At 73.6% G+C, this 18020-nt stretch carries 11 protein-coding genes; 6 read left to right on the forward strand and 5 right to left on the reverse strand.

The genetic code is table 11. The annotated features are described in order from the left end of the window. Positions 1 to 155 precede the first annotated feature (155 nt). The 3 genes from ACFVHV_RS11410 (at position 156) to ACFVHV_RS11420 (ending at position 2862) form a co-directional block, all read left to right on the forward strand. A complete protein-coding gene (locus ACFVHV_RS11410; RefSeq protein ID WP_380350803.1) occupies positions 156 to 977 on the forward strand; it encodes a lipase family protein in 822 nt (273 codons plus the stop codon). Positions 978 to 1159: 182 nt separating this feature from the next. Beyond that, positions 1160 to 1960, forward strand: a complete 801-nt coding sequence (locus tag ACFVHV_RS11415) for a metal-dependent hydrolase (RefSeq protein WP_359898295.1) — start codon at positions 1160 to 1162, stop codon at positions 1958 to 1960. A gap of 128 nt (positions 1961 to 2088) precedes the next feature. Next, positions 2089 to 2862, forward strand: coding sequence for an SDR family NAD(P)-dependent oxidoreductase (locus tag ACFVHV_RS11420; RefSeq protein WP_380350805.1), 774 nt, complete (start codon positions 2089 to 2091; stop codon positions 2860 to 2862). A gap of 48 nt (positions 2863 to 2910) precedes the next feature. On the opposite strand, the gene ACFVHV_RS11425 is transcribed toward ACFVHV_RS11420, so the two are convergent. Next, on the reverse strand, positions 2911 to 3531 hold the full coding sequence (locus ACFVHV_RS11425) for a TetR/AcrR family transcriptional regulator (protein ID WP_359898342.1): 621 nt from the start codon (positions 3529 to 3531) through the stop codon (positions 2911 to 2913). A gap of 207 nt (positions 3532 to 3738) precedes the next feature. Here ACFVHV_RS11425 and ACFVHV_RS11430 point away from each other — a divergent pair, with 207 nt between their 5' ends. Further along, the gene (locus ACFVHV_RS11430; RefSeq protein ID WP_380350807.1) at positions 3739 to 5208 is read left to right on the forward strand and encodes an MFS transporter; all 1470 of its coding nucleotides are present in this window, start codon (positions 3739 to 3741) and stop codon (positions 5206 to 5208) included. After that, on the forward strand, positions 5205 to 5609 hold the full coding sequence (locus ACFVHV_RS11435) for a cupin (RefSeq protein WP_359898292.1): 405 nt from the start codon (positions 5205 to 5207) through the stop codon (positions 5607 to 5609). The genes ACFVHV_RS11430 and ACFVHV_RS11435 overlap by 4 nt, the downstream gene beginning before the upstream one ends. Before the next feature lie 69 nt (positions 5610 to 5678). Here ACFVHV_RS11435 and ACFVHV_RS11440 read toward each other — a convergent pair whose 3' ends face one another. After that, complete coding sequence (locus tag ACFVHV_RS11440; RefSeq protein WP_380350809.1) at positions 5679 to 6416, reverse strand: alpha/beta fold hydrolase; 738 nt, start codon at positions 6414 to 6416, stop codon at positions 5679 to 5681. A 433-nt stretch (positions 6417 to 6849) separates the two neighbouring features. Between ACFVHV_RS11440 and ACFVHV_RS11445 the strand changes: the two genes are divergently transcribed. After that, entirely contained in the window at positions 6850 to 7326 is a 477-nt protein-coding gene (locus ACFVHV_RS11445) for a hypothetical protein (protein ID WP_359898341.1), read from the forward strand. Between the two features lie 86 nt (positions 7327 to 7412). Here ACFVHV_RS11445 and ACFVHV_RS11450 read toward each other — a convergent pair whose 3' ends face one another. The 3 genes from ACFVHV_RS11450 to ACFVHV_RS11460 form a co-directional block, all read right to left on the reverse strand. Next, positions 7413 to 10727 carry an SdrD B-like domain-containing protein gene (locus ACFVHV_RS11450; RefSeq protein WP_380350811.1) on the reverse strand — a complete coding sequence of 1105 codons (3315 nt, stop codon included), beginning with the start codon at positions 10725 to 10727 and terminating at the stop codon, positions 7413 to 7415. A gap of 232 nt (positions 10728 to 10959) precedes the next feature. Further along, positions 10960 to 11514 carry a hypothetical protein gene (locus ACFVHV_RS11455; RefSeq protein ID WP_380350812.1) on the reverse strand — a complete coding sequence of 185 codons (555 nt, stop codon included), beginning with the start codon at positions 11512 to 11514 and terminating at the stop codon, positions 10960 to 10962. Between the two features lie 147 nt (positions 11515 to 11661). Continuing rightward, complete coding sequence (locus ACFVHV_RS11460) at positions 11662 to 17865, reverse strand: DNRLRE domain-containing protein (protein WP_380350814.1); 6204 nt, start codon at positions 17863 to 17865, stop codon at positions 11662 to 11664. Positions 17866 to 18020: the final 155 nt, after the last annotated feature.

Raw genomic sequence — 18020 nt, forward strand, 5'->3', positions numbered from 1 at the left:
GGGCGGGGGTGTGGCCCGGTCGCTCACGAACTGTGTGCGGGGTAGCGTCACTCCTGGTCACCAGGGCGCTGCGGTGCGCACCCGGCGGCGGATGCCGGTCGGGGCCTGGGGGCCGATCCGCCGTTCCGTCCGACGACCCGACAGGAGTGCCCCCCATGGCCGTACCCACCGACTTCGACCAGCAGGCCACCGGCTACAGCCTCCCGCACGCCTACTGGCTGGCGAAGGCCGCGGAACTCGCCTACAAGGACGAGGCCGCGATCGAGGAGCAGGCCCACGCCTGGGGCTTCGACGCCGTGTGTCACCACCAGACGCGCTTCACCCCGCCGTTCCCGCTCCAGGACACCCAGGCGTACACCATGGCCGGCGACGACATGATCGTCACCGCGTTCCGCGGTACCGAACCCGCGCAGATCCGTGACTGGCTCACCGACGCCACCACCCCGCCCTGGCCCGGCCCCGCCCGGACGGGCTATGTCCACTACGGTTTCGCCGAGGCCCTCGAATCGATCTACCCGGACGTCGCCAAGGCCGTCTCCGATCTGCGGACCGACGATCAGACGGTCTGGTTCACCGGCCACAGCCTCGGCGGCGCCCTCGCCATGCTCGTCGCGGCCCGGCTCGACCTGGAGGACCCGAGCCTGGCGGCCGACGGCGTCTACACCTTCGGCCAGCCCCGGACCTGCGACCGGCTGCTCGCCGCCGCGTACGACAAGGGCCTGCGGGGGCGCACCTACCGTTTCGTGCACGGCAACGACATCGTCCCGGAGCTGCCGCCGGAGCCCGCCTTCACCCATGTCGAGGCGCTGCGCCACATCGACTCCTCGGGCCGCGTCACGGAGAAGGTCGGGCTGGTCCCCGGGCTGACCGACCGGGCCAAGGGCCTGGGCGCGGCGGCGTTCTCGCCGGACGGCGAGGGCATCCGCGACCACATGATGCGCAGCTACCTCGCCGCGCTGGAGAAGGCCCTGGCCTGATCCGCGGGGCGCCGGAGGGTCCGGCGGGGCGGAGCGGGTGGGGCCCGCCCGGCCGGATCGGGGGGAAGGAAGGGGCGGGCCGGGGGCGAGGGGCGGGGTCGGTGATCTTGGACGGATAGGCTGCCGTGACGTCAGGTCCTCGCGGTGAGGGCCGAGCTGATGAGGATCGGTGGTGTACGGACATGATGGGACCGGCGCATTCGCTGTCGGGTGCGGCCGCATGGCTGGGGGTGGGCGCGGTGGCGGCCGGGATGGGGGAGCCGATGCCCTGGCCGGTCCTGCTCGCGGGGGCGCTGATCTGCGCGGGGGCGGCGCTGGCGCCGGACCTGGACCACAAGGCGGCGACGATATCCCGGGCGTTCGGGCCGGTGTCCCGGGCGCTGTGCGAGGTGATCGACAACCTCTCGTACGCGGTGTACAAGGCCACCCGGGGCAAGGGCGACCCGAGGCGCTCGGGCGGGCACCGGACGCTGACGCACACCTGGCTCTGGGCGGTGCTGTGCGGGGCGGGCGCCGCGGCGGTGGCCGTGTTCGGCGGCCGCTGGGGTGTGCTGGTGGTGCTGTTCGTGCACATGGTGCTGGCGATCGAGGGTCTGCTGTGGCGGCAGGCCCGGGTCTCCAGTGACGTCCTGGTGTGGCTGCTGGGGGCGGCCAGCGCGTGGATGCTCGCGGAGGTCCTCGACAAGCCCGGCAACGGCTCGCAGTGGCTGTTCGAGGAGCCGGGGCAGCAGTACCTGTGGATCGGGCTGCCGATCGCGCTCGGCGCGCTGGTGCACTGCCTGGGTGACGCGCTGACCGTCTCGGGCTGCCCGGTGCTGTGGCCGATCCCGATCGGGCGCCGGCGCTGGTACCCGATCGGGCCGCCGAAGGGCATGCGGTTCCGGGCCGGAAGCTGGGTGGAGCTGAAGGTGCTGACCCCGGTGTTCATGGGGGCCGGCGGGGTCTGCGCGGCGGGGGCGCTCGGCTTCTTCGGCAACGGCTGAGGCCGACGGTCGTCCGGCCGGGTGAGAGTCGGGGCGCCGTCGGCCGGGTAGGCATGGTTGCTCGGGAGGCTCGGCCTCCGGCGCCGAGGGCGCGTCCGGTACTTCTCGCAGCCGTGGGAGCGTGACAGATGGCGTCCGTGCCGGGTGAGGTGGCGATCGTCACCGGTGCCGCCAGCGGGATCGGCCGGGCGGCGGCGCTGCGGCTGGCCCGGGCGGGCTGGGCGGTCGCGGCGGTCGACGTCGACGCGGCCGGTCTGGACGCGTTGTCGGAGCGGGCCCCCGGGGTGCGCTCGTTCGTCTGCGACGTCACGGACTACGCGGCGGTCGCCGCCGTGGTCCGCGACGTCGGCCGCGAGCTGGGCCCGCCCCGGCGGCTGGTGCACTGCGCGGCCGTCGGGGTGATGGGCCGGCTGCTCGATCAGGACCCGGCGGAGACCCTGCGCCTGATGAACGTCGTGTACGGCGGCACGCTCCACATGGTCCGTGCCGTGGTGCCGGCGATGGCGGCACAGGGCGGCGGCCAGGTCGTGCTCTTCGGCTCCATCGGCGGCTGGGTGCCCATCCCGCTGGGCGGCGGCTACGGCGCCGCCAAGTCGGCGGTCCACTTCCTCGCCGAGATCGTCGCGGCCGAACACCGTGGCGACGGCATCCGGGTGCTGTGCGTCTGCCCGCCCGCGGTGGAGACCCCGATGCTGTCGCGCATCCGGGTGGAGACCCCTGAAGTGATCGGTCCACGCCGGGGGTTGAGCCCGGAGAAGGTGCTGGACTCGATGGACCGCGCCCTGGCACGGGGCCGGCTGTGGGCCTTTCCCGGGCGCGGCACCCACGCGATGTGGACCGCCCGGCGGCTGGCGCCCCGCGCGCTCAGCGGCCTCGTCGTCCGGGCTCTGGTCGGGAGGTAGCCGGCTCCGCCCGGCGGGCGTCCGGGGCGCGGAAGGCCGCGCAGCCGCTCAGCGGGCCGCGAGCAGGCCGTCCACCAGGGCGTCGAGGCCGTCCCGGTAGGTGTCCTGGGCGGTGAGCGGCGCCCAGCGGTCCGCGAGCCCGGCCAGGCGGGGGAGTCGCTCCGGGTCGAGATCGGCGAAGACCTGCTGGCGGTGGGTGGGGCGGTCGTCGGCGGGCCGGCCGCGGGTGGCCGTGGCGCGGACCATGATCTCGCCGGCGGTGTAGTACCAGATCGCGCGGTAGCCCTGGACGGCCCGTTCCGGTGAGAGGCCGCAGGTGACCAGGCCGTCGACGATCTGCTCGACGAACCACAGCGAGTGGGCGGACATCACGCTGTCCCCGGTCAGGACCTCGACGATCCACGGGCAGGCGGCGAGCGCCTCGTGGATGGCGGCCGCCGCGGTGACGACCCGTTCGCGCGGGTCGGCCGGCGGTTCGGTCGGTCGCAGTGTCCGCGCGGCGTAGTCGTCCAGCAGCAGGACGAGCAGCTCCTCCTTGTCGCGGACGTGGTGGTAGAGCGCCATCGGCGTGCTGCCGATCTCGGTGGCCAGGCGGCGCATGGTCAGCCGCTCGACGCCCTCCTCGTCCACGATCCGGCGCGCCGTGGTGACGACCTCCTCCCGGGTGATCCGGGGCGGTCGGCCGGTGGCCTTGCGCCGCGCGCCGGGCCGCGGGGCGGCGGGCACCCCGGCGGGCTGCGGTCCGGTCGGCTGCGATCCGGCGGGCGGCTGGGCGGCAGGCTGCGGGGCTGCGGGCGGCTGGGCGGAGGGCTGCTGCATGCCCCCATCATCACCCGGGGCTCGACAGCGGGGGGCGCCCGGGACTACTTTCTATACATGTACAAAAACTTACGAGGGCGCCCCGGCCGGGTGCTGGCGGCGGTGACGGTCGCCCAGTTCGTCTTCGCCCTGGACATGTCGGTGGTCAACGTCGCCCTGCCCGCGATCCGGGCCGACCTGGGATTCGCGCCGCTGGACCTCTCCTGGGTCGTGCACGTCTACGCGCTCACCTTCGGCGGGCTCCTGCTGCTCGGCGGCCGCGCCTGCGACCTGTACGGCCGGCGGCGGCTGCTCCTGGTGGGCCTGGCCGTGTTCGGCCTCTGCTCGTTGGCGGGCGGACTGGCCCAGTCGCCCTGGCAGCTGGTCGCCGCCCGCGCCGGACAGGGCGCGGGCGCGGCGGCGGCGGCCCCGGCCGCGCTCGCGATGCTCACCACCACGTTCACCGAAGGCCCCCGGCGGGTGCGCGCGCTCGGCGTGTGGAGCGCGGCCAACGCCGCGGGCGGGGCCTTGGGCGTGCTGGCGGGCGGACTGCTGACCGAGTACGCGAGCTGGCGCTGGGTCATGCTGGTCAACCTGCCGATCGTGGCGACGGCGCTCGCGCTGCTGCCGGCCAGCGGTCCCGCCGAGGAGGCCGGAACGGCCCAGGCACCGCCCGTACGGCGGGAGCGGCCGGACGTGCTCGGCGCCGTCCTCGCGACCGCCGGGGTCGGGCTGCTGGTGTTCGGTGTCGTCCGCACCGACGTCCGGGGGTGGGGCTCCCCGGCCACCCTGGGGACGCTCGCCGCCGCGCTCGCGCTGCTGACCGCCTTCGCCGTCACCGAGGCCAGGACCTCCGCACCGCTGCTCCGCCCGGGCCTGCTGCGCAGCCGCTGGGTGGCCGGTGCCAACGTCCTGGTGTTCCTGGCCGCCGCCGGGCAGTTCACGGCCTTCTACTTCGTCTCGCTCTACCTCCAGCAGGTGCTGGGCCTGGGCGCCGCCGCCACCGGCCTCGCCTTCCTGCCCTTCTCGGCCGGACTGGTCGCGGGCACCGTGCTCGCCACACGCGTCGTCGCGCGCCGCACTCCCCGGGCCGCCCTGGTGCCCGGGGCGGTGCTGGCCACCGCGGGCCTGGCCTGGTTCTCGCTGATCAGCCCGGACGGCGGCTTCCTCACCGACGTCCTCGGCCCGTCCCTGGTCACCAGCATCGGCACCGGGCTGGTCCTGGCCCCGGTCGCCGCCGCCGGGACCACCGGCGTGGCCGCCCACGAGGCCGGGACGGCCTCCGGCCTGCTCAACAGCTCCCGCCAGCTCGGCGGCTGCGTCGGCCTGGCCGCCCTGGCCACCGTCGCCGCCCACCGCTCCGGCGGCGCCACCGACCCGTCGGCCCTCAACTCCGGCTACGCCACCGGACTGGCCGCCACCGCCGGGCTCTTCGCCCTCGCCGCGCTGGTGGCGATCGTTGTGCTGCCCCGGCGCCGGCCGCAGGCGCCAGGGCACCCCGCCCCGCTCACCCCCGCAGAGAACCGACTGGAAGGAACCCGCTCATGACGACCACTCCGCTCGCGGCCGTGGACCTGTTCGCCTCGGCCCTGCACATCCACCCCGACGGCGACGTCCGGGCGGCCGGGCGCCGGATGGCCGCCGGCGACGCCGGGGTCTGGCAGATCGCGACCTTCCACGTGGAGAGCGACGCAGACGTCCACGCCGACCACTGGGAGATGCACCCCGAGGCGGAGGAGGCGGTCTGCTGCCTGGCCGGCGCCGTGCGCCTCCACCTCCGCCCCGTCGAGCCCGGCGACGCCGAGTCCGTGGTGCGGCTGGCGGCGGGCACCGCCGCGATCGTGCCCCGGGGCCGCTGGCACCGGCTGGAGCTCGACGCCCCCAGCGACCTGATGTCGATCACCCTCCGCAGCGGCACCCGGCTGGAGCCGCGCACGGAAGCCGGCTGACCCGGGTCGAAGACCGTGGGGCGGGGCGGACGGGGCGGCCCGGAGCCGGTCGGGTCGTCCCGCCCGCCGTCAGCGCCCCTCGTCACTCCGGACGTCGGCACCCTGCGGAGCGGCCGAGCCGGCGATCCGGCCCAGCAGGGTGGCGAGCTCCCCGGGCATGGACAGGAACGGGGCGTGGCCGCTGGGCAGCCGGTGGACGGTGTCGGCGCGGGCGGCGAGCTCGCGCTGCCGTGACGGTTCGAGGGCCCGGTCGTGCTCGCACACGATGTAGCTGGACGGCACGGTGCGCCAGCCCGCCGTGGTCACCGGCCGGGTGAAGGACCGGACGCTCTGCGGGGTCAGCCGGGCCAGGGCGCGGTCGGCCTCGGCGGCGGGCACGTCGGTGTAGTGCAGGCGGCGGGCGTCGGCGTTCGGCGGGGTGCGGCCCGTGTCGTCCTCCGGAACGGGAGCCCCGAGGAAGGAGAACACGCTTTCGCCGACGTCCAGTTGGAAGGCGGCGAGGTAGACCGCCCGCACCACGTTGGCGGCGCCCGCGATGGCCTCGGTGGTGGGGGCGCCGCCGTAGGAGTGGGCGACCGTCACCACCGGGCCGTCGATCCGCCGCAGGCGGTCGCGGATCGCGTCGGCGTCCTCCAGCAGGCCCGCCGGGCGGGCGGCATCGGGGTGGGCGGCGGAGCTGGGCAGGTCCACGGTGTGGGTGCGCCACCCGTCGGCGGCGAGGGCGGAGCGCACCGCGTCCCAGCACCAGGCGCCGTGCCAGGCGCCGTGGACCAGGAGGAAGGCGGGGCGGTCGGGGCCGGCGGTCATCTGCGGTGGTCCTCCGTCGTACGGGGCGCGGGCGGTGGGCCTTCCGAGTATCCAGCGGGAACGTGACGGCCGTGTGACGCCGGGCGTGTCGCCCGCGGGCCCGGGGCCGTCGCGGACCGCGGCCGGCCGCCCGCCACCCGTCGTCGTCAACTCGGCTGCCGGAGTGTCACCTTGACGGGTGAGACGTCGCTGCCGGGTGACGGAGGCGGGGGACAGGGCCCGTCCCACCGCCGCCGTGCCGCCCCGGTCCGCCCGGGACGGCACTCGCGCACCGTCACCCGAGGACGCCCCGGCCGGATCCGGCGGATCCCGTCCGATCGGTCGCCTACCCTACGAACCGACCGGCCGTCCCGGCCGTGGCCGTTCCAGAAGGAGTCCCGTGTCGTCCTGCGACCCCGAACACGCTCCCGTCGGTGATGTGAGCGCAGCGCTCATGGTGATCGACTCCCGGCTCAGGTCCGTCTACGAAGGCAAGTCCGGGACGGGCCCCGAGCACCGGCGGATGGTCGAGCAGCTCACCGCGTCCTTCGGGCCCGACGAGGCCGAGGCGCTGGTGGAAGGCGCCTGCACGCTCGTCTACATGTACATGAACTGGCTGCGCTCGGCCTTCGAGAAGCACGAGGAGGACGTGCTCGAACACGCGATCCCCAGCCTGGTGGCCACCATGCGCATGATGCCGAGGACCTTCAGCCCGGAGGTGATCCCCACCATGGCCGGCCTGCTCATCGCCGCCGGCACCGGACTGAGCCCCAACCTGTGGCGCGCCCAGTACGGACCGTGGACCAAGGAGGAGATGAACCCCCTGGAGGCGACGGCCGTCCTGCTCGCGGAGTACGTCAACCGGATCTCCGGCAACGGCGAGGACTTCGCCACCAAGCTGGTCACCGACGCGCTGTCCCAACTGGATTAGGACCGCCGGGCCCGCTCCCGAACGCGCCAGTGGCGCCGCCCTCGACGGGGCGGCGCCACTGGCGTTCAGCGGGGTCCGGGTGGGCGTCAGCCGTGCCGGCCCGGTCGGCGGTAGGCGACGAAGCAGAGGGTGCCGCCGCCGAGGAGGGCGATGGCGCCGAGTGCCGCGACGAGGGTGTCGGGGGAGGAGCCGCCGGTGTGCGGCAGTTCGCCGCTCTCCGACGGGCTCGGGACGTGGGTGTGCGTGTGGGTGGCGGTGGCCGTCGGGCTCGGCGAGTGGGACGGCGAGTGCGACGGCGAGGGGGACGGCGACGAACTCGGGCTCGGGCTCGGCGACGGCGTCGGCGAGGAGGTCGGCGACGGCGAGGAGGTCGGCGAGGGCGAGGAGGTCGGCGACGGGGAGGAGGTCGGCGAGGGCGACGGCGACGGGGAGGTGGTCTGGAGGATCACGCCCATGTCGAGGTCGAGGTCGCGCTGTCCGCCGCTGAGGGTGACGGTCTGGGTGAGGCCGGTGGCCGGGTCGGCGTCCGAGTCCTTGGCCGGGTCGGTGCCGGCGTGCTGCTTGGTGACGGTGGCGCCCTTGGGCAGGGTGGCCAGGTCGAAGCGGACCGCGTAGCTGCCGTCCGGCAGGTTGTCGAACAGGTAGTGGCCGGTGGCGTCGGTCACCGCGGTGACCGGCTTGCCGTCCTTGTCCCGCACCGGCTGGCCGTTGCCGTCCAGCAGGTGCACGGTGACCCCGGCGATCCCGGTGTCACCGGGCTTCTGGACGCCGGAGCCGTCCTTGTCCTGCCAGACGAAGTCGCCCAGCGCGTTGTTGGAGGGTGTGACCCGCTTGACCGCGACGCCGACCTTGGCGGGCTCGGCCGGCAGCAGCTGGCGGCCGGCCGCGTCGGTGGCGGTGTACGCGAAGCTGTTCCAGGCGTACTCGCCCTCCGGCGCGTCGTAGGAGGCGACCATCGGCCAGGTCAGGGTGAAGGACTCGCCGGAGGCCATCGTGCCGGGGCGGTGGATGCGGAACCAGGTGGCCGTCCCGGGGCCGGGGAAGGTGGTGCTCCAGACCGCCGCGCTGTTGCAGCCGGTGCGGTTGACGACGACGGGCTCCACGCAGGGGTTGGGGTCGGTGGTGTACTCGATCACCACGGTCGGGTCGCTGCTGGTGATCGGCTGGCTGAGCGACGGGGTCCAGGCGCTGCCGCGCGGGGCGTCCTGGGTGAGCACGTAGTTGTCGCCCGGGGTGGGGAGCCTGTCGTAGGCGATGAAGTCGGTGACCGGGTCGGGGGAGTCGTTGCGCACGGTCATCCGGTACGAGATCTGGCCGCCCGGGGTGGCGGTGCCGATGCTCACGTAGTCGGAGTCCAGGTCGCCCTTGACCTCCTTGTACGAGCGCAGCACCGACGGCACGTCCACCCGGATCTGCGAGGAGGCGTGGCAGAGCAGCTCGGTGGTGTTGCCGTTGCCGTTGAGGTCGAGCACGTCCGGGGTGCTGCCGCTGTCGGAGCCGGAGAACATGCAGGCGACGGGGGCGGTGGGCTGGTCCACGGTGACGTAGACGTCGTTGGTGAGGTCACCGGAGCGGATGCTGTTGGCGACCTGGACGTCGAAGAGCATCCGGTAGGCCAGCTGGTCGTGCAGGTAGGTCATGTCCGGCGCGCCGGCCGGCCACTCCATCCGCAGGATCTGCCGGCCGTCCGGGCCGGGGGTCACGGTGATCGACGAAGGGGCCTTGGCGTCCGGGTAGTTGGGGTCGGGCCGGGCCGAGCCGTCGATGTAGACGACGCCGGCCGGCAGCACGTCGTAGAGCACCAGCGGCCGGTCCAGGTCGCGGGCGCTGCGGTTGTACGGGATGACCTGGAAGGTCGCCCGGCCGCCGGGGGCGGACAGCTCGCCGGCGACGGTGGTCTTGGCCGCGCCGAGGTTGGTGGCCTGGGTGATGGTGGTCTGCGCGCAGGCGTTGGCCGAGGCGTTGTTGGTGCCGTCGGTGGCGGTGGTGTCCACGCAGTTGGTCAGCGGCTCGGGGGCCTGGCGTCCGTCGTGGCCGGGGGTGGCGACCTGGGTGACCAGCTGCACCGCGTTGCCCGGGCTCCAGCCGGTGGGGATCGGGCCGTTCCAGGTGAACCGGAGGCCGTCCAGCCAGCGCCCGGCCGGGATGCCGAGCACGTCGTTGGCCGGGTCGCCCGCGCCCGGTTCGAAGGTGATCCGGCGGGTGTCGGAGCCGTTGAACGGGGTGCCCGGGGTGAAGGTCTGCCAGGTGGGGTCGCCGTTGAGGCGGTACTGCAGGGTCAGCAGGATGCTGGTGGGGTTCCACGGCTCCAGCTGGAGGGACTGCGGGAAGATCCAGTTGTAGATGCCGTCGGTGCTGCCGGCCCCGGGGTCGGTGACGGTGAGGCTGGTGGCCGGTCCGGCGGTGTTGGTGGCCGACAGGCTGAAGGAGTTGAGGTCGCCGTTGACGGTGGTGTCGCGCCAGACCTTGCTGGCGGTCACCACCACGCCGGTGGCCGGCGGCTGGAACGGGCTGGTGGTGGCGTTCGCGGTGTCGAGCTGGCGCTCCGGGTCCGGCCCGATCGGGTCGCCGTGCAGGGCCACGACGTTCTCGGAGGTCGTTCCGTCCGGGAAGGAGGCCTCCGGGTAGTTGACGACCAGGACGCCGGGGATGCGGCAGCCGCCGCGCCCGTTGCCGGAGACGAACGGGCCGATGTCGTAGCCCCAGGTGTTCGGGCCGGGTGCCGCCGGCGACCAGCCCGGCGAGCGGCCGGTGTCCACCACCGCGCCGGGCGGCAGGGTGTCCAGCAGCCGGCTGGTGTCCAGGTCGACGTTGGGCACGTTGTCGGTGGCGCAGGCGCTGAACTGGTAGGTGACGGTGCGTCCGTCACTGCTGGAGGTCTGGACGCCCTTGGTCACCGTGTACTGCGGCTGCACCTGGACGGCGGTGTCGGCGGTGGCGGTCTGCGAGGGCTCGCCGTTGGCCGACATGGTGGCCGAGTTGGTGGAGGTGGCGCCGTTCGGGGTGGTGAAGTTCGGGTACTTCATCGTCACCGTGACGGTGGCGGTGGTGCCCGGACTCAGGTCCTTCAGCCGGATGTCCATCGTGCCGCCCATCGCGCCCGCGGCGGGCACGGTGGAGGCGGCCACGTCCACCGAGGACGGGTCCGGCGTCCAGCCGAGGAACTGCATGTTCGAGGGCAGGGTGTCGAGGATGTTCCCGCCGGTGCACTCGGTGATGGAGCAGGTGTAGCGCAGGGTGTAGGTGACGTTCTCCCCCGGGGAGACGGTCGCCTTGTCGACGCTCTTGGTGAAGGAGATCGCGGCCTGGGCCGGTGGGGCCAGCACGCTGCTGCTCAGCAGTGAGCCCGCCACCAGCGCCAGGACCGAGACGATCCGTCCGGTCCGGTGTGGAATACGCATAGCGCGCAGTCCAGCCGATCGCCGTGCCGGGCCGGTCGGCGACACGAGGGGCGGTCGCGGCGATTCACCTGCTCGGCGGTCGCCCGCCCGGCCGCACCGCGGTCGCCGGAACGGGCGGCGGGGCCGATCATGGGGCGGGCCGCGGGCGACCGGTCCGACGGGGAGCTGTCCGGGGAGTGCCCGGGCCGGCCCGCCCGACGGAGCGCCCGGCGGGCCCGGCCGTCCGGGCCGGTCAGCCGAACATCACGCCGGTCTCCCGGGCCAGGGTGTCCAGGCCGTAGCGGGTCACGTGCTCGGCGTTGTCCGGGTCGATGGTGCGGACGCCCTCGGCGGCGAGCCGCTCGTTGATCTCGTCCAGGTGCTGCTGGACGACCTGCTTCTCCGCGTCGGTGGTGCGGCCCTTGTGCGGCCGCCCGGCGTGTTCCAGGCTGGCGTAGTTGACCCGCTCCCGGCTGCCGGTGAGGGCCGTCGCGGAGGCGGCGGCCCGGGCGGCCGGCCTGGCGCCGCGCAGCACCTCGGCCATCGGCGCGGCCGAGGCCAGCCGGTTGAAGGTCTCGGCCTCCATCACCACCGTCTGCGGCTCCGCCCGGTCCGGGTGGTGCAGCTCGATCGTGACCAGGTCGAGCGTCAGCTCCCGCACCTCGCCCAACTCCCCGGCGAGCGCGTCGATCTCGACCGGACCGTCCGTCAGGTCGGGGTGCTGGAGCACCACCACCCGCACCAGCTCCCGGTCGTTCTCCGCGTGCCGGCCGGTCAGGTCCGAGAACCGGATGATCTTCTGGCCCATTGTCTCCCTCTCTGCCCCTGTGATCAGCCGAGAGCCTACGCCGGGATGATCATCGATGTGCGCAAGCGGCCGGGCCCGGGGGATCACCCCCGGGCCCGGCCCTACCTGTCCCGCATCAGTGGATCGTCGGAGAGGCCTCCTCCCGGCTCAGTACCGCGGGTTCACGCGGTAGATCGGACGGTCCGGCACCCACCAGTGGCTGGAGCGCCAGATCCCGAAGGTGAAGATCACGCCGTGGCTGCCGCGCTTGTTGGCCGCCTTGATGAACTGCTTGCCGATCTTCTTCATCAGGTAGGACAGCGCCCACAGGACGTAGCCGGCGGCCCGGGCGACGATGTGCGGGAGCCTGCGCAGGATCTTCGAGATGCCCTGGGCGATCTTGCCGGAGACGTACAGCAGGGCACCGATCGTGTTGCCCTCGGACCGGCTGAAGTAGGCCGTCCACTTCTTCTTCCAGTTCAGACCGGTCAGGTCGTCCATGGTGATCGGGTCGACCGGGTAGCCGTAGGCGTTCGGCGAGCCCTCCAGGACCGGGTCGGTCTGCAGGAAGCGGCCGGTGGTCGAGTCGTACAGGCGCACGCCCATCAGGGTGAGGCCGGAGAGGCCGTCGGCCTCGCGCTGCGCCCCGCCGAGCCAGCCGTACGCGGTCGAGCCGGTGGAGTCGACGGTGTTGCCGTACTCGTCGTAGTGGTAGACCGCGAGGTCCTCCAGGCCGTCCGGGGACATCTGGACGGACACGTCGCCGTGCAGGTTGGTCAGCAGCAGGATCGCGCCGCCGTCGGTGCCGGTGGCGGCCGTGAGCTGGCCGGTCAGGTCCAGGACGTTGCGGGTCAGCCGGCCGGCCGCGTCCTTGGACCAGGAGGCGCTGTCGTTGCCGCCGTCGAAGTGCTTGGTGTCCTGCTCGGTGACGGTCCAGGTGCCGTCGGTGCCCTTGGTCTCCGTGGTGCCGACCGCGAGGCGGCCGGAGGCGTCCAGGTCCCAGGTCCTGCGGGTGTCGCCGAGGGTCTCGGTGCGGACCAGGTCGTTGGCGTAGTAGCCGACCTGGGTGCCCTTCGGCAGGGCGGTGGTGCGGCCGAAGGCGTCGTACACGTAGCCGGTGTCGGTGAGGCGGTCGGCGGTGTCGTAGCCGTGGTTCTCGGCCTGGGTGACGGCGTCGGCGGTGGCCGGGTCGCAGTCGTCGGTGACGCTGGTGCGGTTGGTCCGGTTGCTGCTCCGGTCGAACGCGTAGGTCCGGGTGGAGCAGGCCAGGCCGGTGCTGTCGGCGGCCTTGGTGAGGCGGCCGGTGGCGTCGTAGGTGTAGCCGCTGGTGGTGCTGTTGCCGTCGCTCTGGGTGCGGCCCGCCTGCTGTCCGTGGACGGTGTAGTCGGCGGTGTCGGCCAGCAGGACGGTGCCCGCCTGGTTGGTGTAGGTCTTGCCGGTCTGGATGCCCCGGCTGTCGTAGCTGCTGGTGAGGGTGTTGCCGCCGGGCATGGTCTGCGAGACCAGCCGGCCCTCGACGTCGTAGCCGGCGGTGAAGGTACCGGCCACCGAGTCGGTGAGCGAGGTGGGCAGGCCGCGCGGGTCCTTGGCGGTGTCGTAGCCGTAGGTCACGGTGGACGGCACCGAGTCGGACTTCTTCACCGGGCGGTCGAGCCGGTCGTACTCGGTGGTGGTGACGTTGCCGGCGCCGTCGTCGTAGGAGACCTGGCGGCCGAGCCTGTCGTAGCCCAGGGTGATGGTGGCCCTGCCGTTGCTGAGGGAGGCCAGCTCGCCGTTGGCGGGGTCGTAGCCGAGCACGGTGTCGGCGACCGCGGTACCGGTGCCGCCGGTGACCGAGATCTTCACCGGGCGGCCGGCCGCGTCGTAGCTGCGGGTGGTGGTGCGGGTGACGCCGTTGGCGGTCTCGGCCTGGACCGTGACGTTGCCCCAGCGGTCGTACTGGAAGGTCTTCGTCGGCAGCTGCAGCGGGTTGCCGCCGCCGCCGGCGATCTGGGCGGCCGGGGCGATCGAGCAGACCAGGTCGGCCCACTCGGGGTGGCCGGCGCAGGCGCCGGTCCCGGTGCCGGTCCAGTAGGTGGTGACGGTGGTGGCCGCGTCGGAGCCGGTGGAGTTCGGGCGGCTCTGCGAGGTCACCCGGCCGCTGGCGTCGTAGCCGGTGGAGGTGGTGATCTTCAGGCCGGCCGGGTCCTGGACGGACCTGACGGGCAGGCCCTGGGCCCAGTCGTAGCCGGTGGCGGTGGTGCGGGTGTCGGCGTCGGCGGCGTAGCCGTCGATCCGGGCGCCGACCGTCACCGAGGTGGCCATGTCGCTGACCGCGGCGCCCGCCGGGCGGCCCTCGTCGTAGCCGCTGACGGTGTGGGCGCGGGCCGCGACCTCGTCGCCGGCGGCGAGCGCCGGGGAGGTGCCGGAGGCGGCCACGTCGTGCTCCAGGGTGACCAGCTGCAGCGGGTCGTACTGCTCCAGCAGGCGCTTGCCGTCGGCCGAGTGGAGCGAGGTGGAGGAGAGCACCTGGGCGCGGTCGGCCGTCGAGCGGCCGGCGATGCCGAGGGCGCGCAGCTTGTTGAGGTCGTTGCCGGTGGTGGCCAGGGCGAGGACGCGGTTCTCCGCGGAGAGGGTCCGCACCGGGCTGCCGTAGGCGTTGTACTCGGTGGTGGTGATGCCGCCGCCGGGGGTGGCGGTGTTGACCTCGCGGCCGGAGGCGTTGGTGTACGTCACCGAGGCGCGGTTGTAGCCGGCGGTGCCGAGCGCCTTGCCGTCGTGGGTGGCCGGGACGGCGTCGGGCGGCAGCACGGCGGTGGCGTCGGTCGGGGCGTCGGTCTGGCCCCACGCGGCGACGTCGGACGGCGCCAGCGGGTACGGCGCGTTGGCGCCGCTCAGCGGGACGTCGTAGACCACCGAGGTGGTGGCGGTGCCGTCGGTGACGTCCTTGCTGCCCTGCTTGAGGGTGGGACGGGAGGCGGCGAGCAGCATGCCGTCGCCGGCGGTGGCGGCGTTGCCGGCCTTGCCGTACTCCAGGGTCCACGGCAGCTCGCCCGGGTCGGTCACGGTGGTGACCCGGCCGGCCGCGTCGTAGCCGTACGCGGTCTTCAGCGCCGGGCTGGTCCGCGGGTCCCACACCTCGCGCAGCCGGCCCTGGTCGTCGTAGGCGTACTGCGAGACGACGACGGGGGTGGCGGTGGCGGCGCCGGGGTCGGTGGACCACAGGCGGATCTGCTTCACCTGGCCGGCCGTGTCGCCCGGGGCGGACGCGGTGGCGGTGGTGGTGTCGGCGTAGACGTACTCCAGCACCCGGCAGCCGGCCGTGGACGGCACGGCGGCGCAGTTGGCGGAGGCGGTCGCCGAGGAGGGCGCGACGACGTACTTCGGGCGGGCCAGGGTCTTTCCGCCGGAGACGACCTTCTCCGAGACCACCGAGGTGGTGGAGTTGTCGCTGGGCAGCGAGGAGCCGGAGGCCTGCCAGGTGGTGGCGGCCGGGTCGACCTTGGCGAAGGTGACCGTGATGCCCTCGGTGTCCTTCAGGGTGAAGGCAGCGGTGAACGCGCCGGTCAGGGTGAGGTTCTCGGCCCCGGGCTCGGGCTTCCAGCCGCCGGCGCCGGTGGCGGTGAAGCCGACCTCGGAGCCGTCCGCGGAGACCACCGAGAGGGAGGTCGCCGAGGTCTTGCGGACGTAGGAGTAGTCGGCGTCGGTGATCTCGGCGGTGGTGCCGGAGCTCCACTGCGGGCCGAAGATCGCCGCCTGGCCCTCCTGGGCCGAGCCGTTGGCGGGCCGGCGGGAGGAGAAGGAGCGCTCGGCGTGCAGGCCGAAGGCCTCGGCGTCGGTCTCGGACAGGGTGAGGTCACCGGTGAGGGTGTTCACCGAGCCCGGGCCGACCTTGGTCTCCGGCGCGGTGCCCGCGTTGCGGTCCACCGTGACGGTGTTCGGCTCGGTGGCGTCGGTGGCGGTGCCGTCGGTGAACACCGCGCGGACGTCGACCGGGCCGTTCTCGGCCAGGGTGTCGGTGATGTTCCAGGTCAGCGCGGCCGGCTTGCCGCCGGGGGCGGGATGGGGCCAGGCGGTCACCGGCTGGCCGGCGGTGGTGGTGACGTTGGCGACCGGGACGTCCTTCCAGGCGTCCGTCTCGCCGCGGCGGTACTGGTAGCGCACCCCGGTGTAGGTGCTGTTGCCCTCGGCCTGCAGCGAGGTGCGGCGGGCCGGGCGCTCGCCCGCGCCGGGCGCGACCAGGGCGGAGCCCTTGCCGGCGTAGAAGGCGTAGGTCCGGTCGGCGGAGACGTTGCCCGCGGCGTCGCGGCTGTGCGCGGTGACGGTGTGGGCGCCCGCCTTGAAGGTGAGCTTGGCGCTGACCGGCGTGCCGGTGGTGGCCGCGGTGACCCAGGCCCCGCCGTCCAGCTTGTACTGGACGTCCTTCACGTCGCTGCTCGGCGGGGTGAAGGTGAAGGTGCCGCTGTAGTCGCCGTTGGCGTCCGGGGTGCCCGCCCACTGGCCGGCCGGGAAGTCGCCGGAGGAGACGGTGGTCGCGCCGGGCGCGGTGGTGTCCACGGTGAGGGTGCGGAAGGCGGACCAGGCGCTGTTGGCGGTGCCGTCCCAGGAGCGGGAGCGCCACTTGTAGGCGCCGGCCGGCAGCGCGGTGCCCGGGGTCCAGGTGAACGTGGAGCCGGAGGCGGCCATGGCGGTGCGGCCGGACTGCAGCGCGGCCGTGCCGTTGGACGCCCAGAGCTCGAAGTCGAGGGCTATGTTGCCGCCGTCGGGGTCGGTCGCCTTGGCGGACAGCGTCGGGGTGGAGTCGCCGGTGAGCGCGGCGTCGGCCGGGGAGATCAGGGTGGAGACGGCCGGCGGGGTGTTGTAGGTCACCGACAGGTACGGCGTGTTGGACGTCGCGTTGCCGGAGTTGAACTTCTTCCAGCCGTACGGGTCGCTCTCGTCGGTGGCCCGGATGCCCAGGGTGTTGTTGGTGTTCCCGTTGGCGGCCCAGGCCTTGACCAGCGAGGTGATGTCCTGGTTCACCCAGCCGTCGTTGCAGGAGCTGGAGTAGCCCTTGGTCGCGGTGGAGGTCGCCCACTTCTTGTTCCAGCCGGGCTGGGCGGTCCAGCGGGTGGCCGTGGTGGCCGTGCCGGTGTCCCAGACCTCCCAGCTCTTCGCGGTGCAGGACCAGCTGTGGAAGTTCCACAGGTTGAGCTTGCCGCCGGTGATCTGCTTCCCGCTGATCTTCGCCATCGGGAACTGCAGGAACGACCGCGCGACCTGGCCGGAGCCGTTGTTGCCCAGCTTCAGCTCGGTCTGCGAGGAGACGTCGGTGGCGTAGCCCTGCTGCACGAAGGTGTCGAAGCCGACGCCGATGTTGACCGCCGGGTCGATGGTGACCGGGTACTTGGTCTTCGGGTCGGTCAGGAAGGCGGCGTCCGGGGTCAGCGTCAGGTCGATCGCGTTCCCGTTCTGGGTGACCTTCAGCGCGACCGGCGCGGTGCGGGTGTGGTCGCCGCTGCGCTCGTCGACCTGCGCGTCCCACATCACCGGGGCGGGCAGTTGGCCCTTCTCTTCGCCGGTCTTCGGGTCGAGGAAGGAGACCGAGTTGTCCGCATTGTGGCGGGCCTGCAGGCCGGCCGCGTCCAGGGTGAGCGTCACGCTGCCGTTGGCGGCCACCGCCGAGCGGTCCTTGAGCTCCAGGAACTGCTCGAAGCCGGTCCGGGTGGACTCGACGACCAGGTCGGTGGCGGTGAGCGCGTTCGCGTACCGGGCCCTGGCGCCGTCCACCGAGGGTTCGGGCAGGGCGCCGCGCCAGGACAGCGACATGGCGGTGCCGTTGCCGTTGTCCAGCGAGACCAGCGGGGTGGTCGGGGCCTTCGGGTCCCCGGCCGGGGCGCCGGCCGCCTTGAACGCCGACGCGGCGGCGGGCGGGGTGGCGCCGGCCAGCGAGAGGTTGAGCGGGTGGCCCTTGGCCTTGACGCTGCCGTCCGGCTGCCGGGCGAGGTCGGTGTCGATCGGCTGGAGCCTGCCGGACCCGTCCTTGTAGCGGACCGGCCCGGAGGCGAGGTCCAGGGTGGTGGTGCCGTCCGGGTTGATCCAGGTGGTGGTCGACTCGGTGCGCTCGTCCACGACCTCGATCCGGCGGTTCTCCAGCCGGGCCTTGAGGTGGGCGGTGGCGATGTCCTTGGCCTCGGCCGGGCCCAGGGCCTTGGCGGGCTTCGGGGCCTGCTCCGTGGTGACGGCCACGGCCTGACCGGTCGTCATGATGACGGCGGCGGCCTCGACGGAGAGCACCACGGCCAGCGCGACGGCGGTGTTGCGCAGCACGCCGTTGCGACGGCGCTGCGTGGAGGGGGGCGGCGAGCCGGCTTCGGACCGGTGCCGTGATGATCCGCCCGGGGGGCGTGACATGGAACTCCTCGATTGTTCTCAGTGGGAGGGAAGGGGGGTGGAAGAACGGGGGCACGGCCGGGCCGCCGACGGCCCGTCGGCCATGCCGGGGTAAAGCGATAGCAATGAACCGGCCAATTTCCGGGCCGGGCGGGATCGGTGGAAACCCGTCCGGA

This window comes from Kitasatospora sp. NPDC127116 (assembly GCF_042677365.1).
GTDB classification, from domain to species: Bacteria; Actinomycetota; Actinomycetes; order Streptomycetales; family Streptomycetaceae; genus Kitasatospora; species Kitasatospora lactacystinica.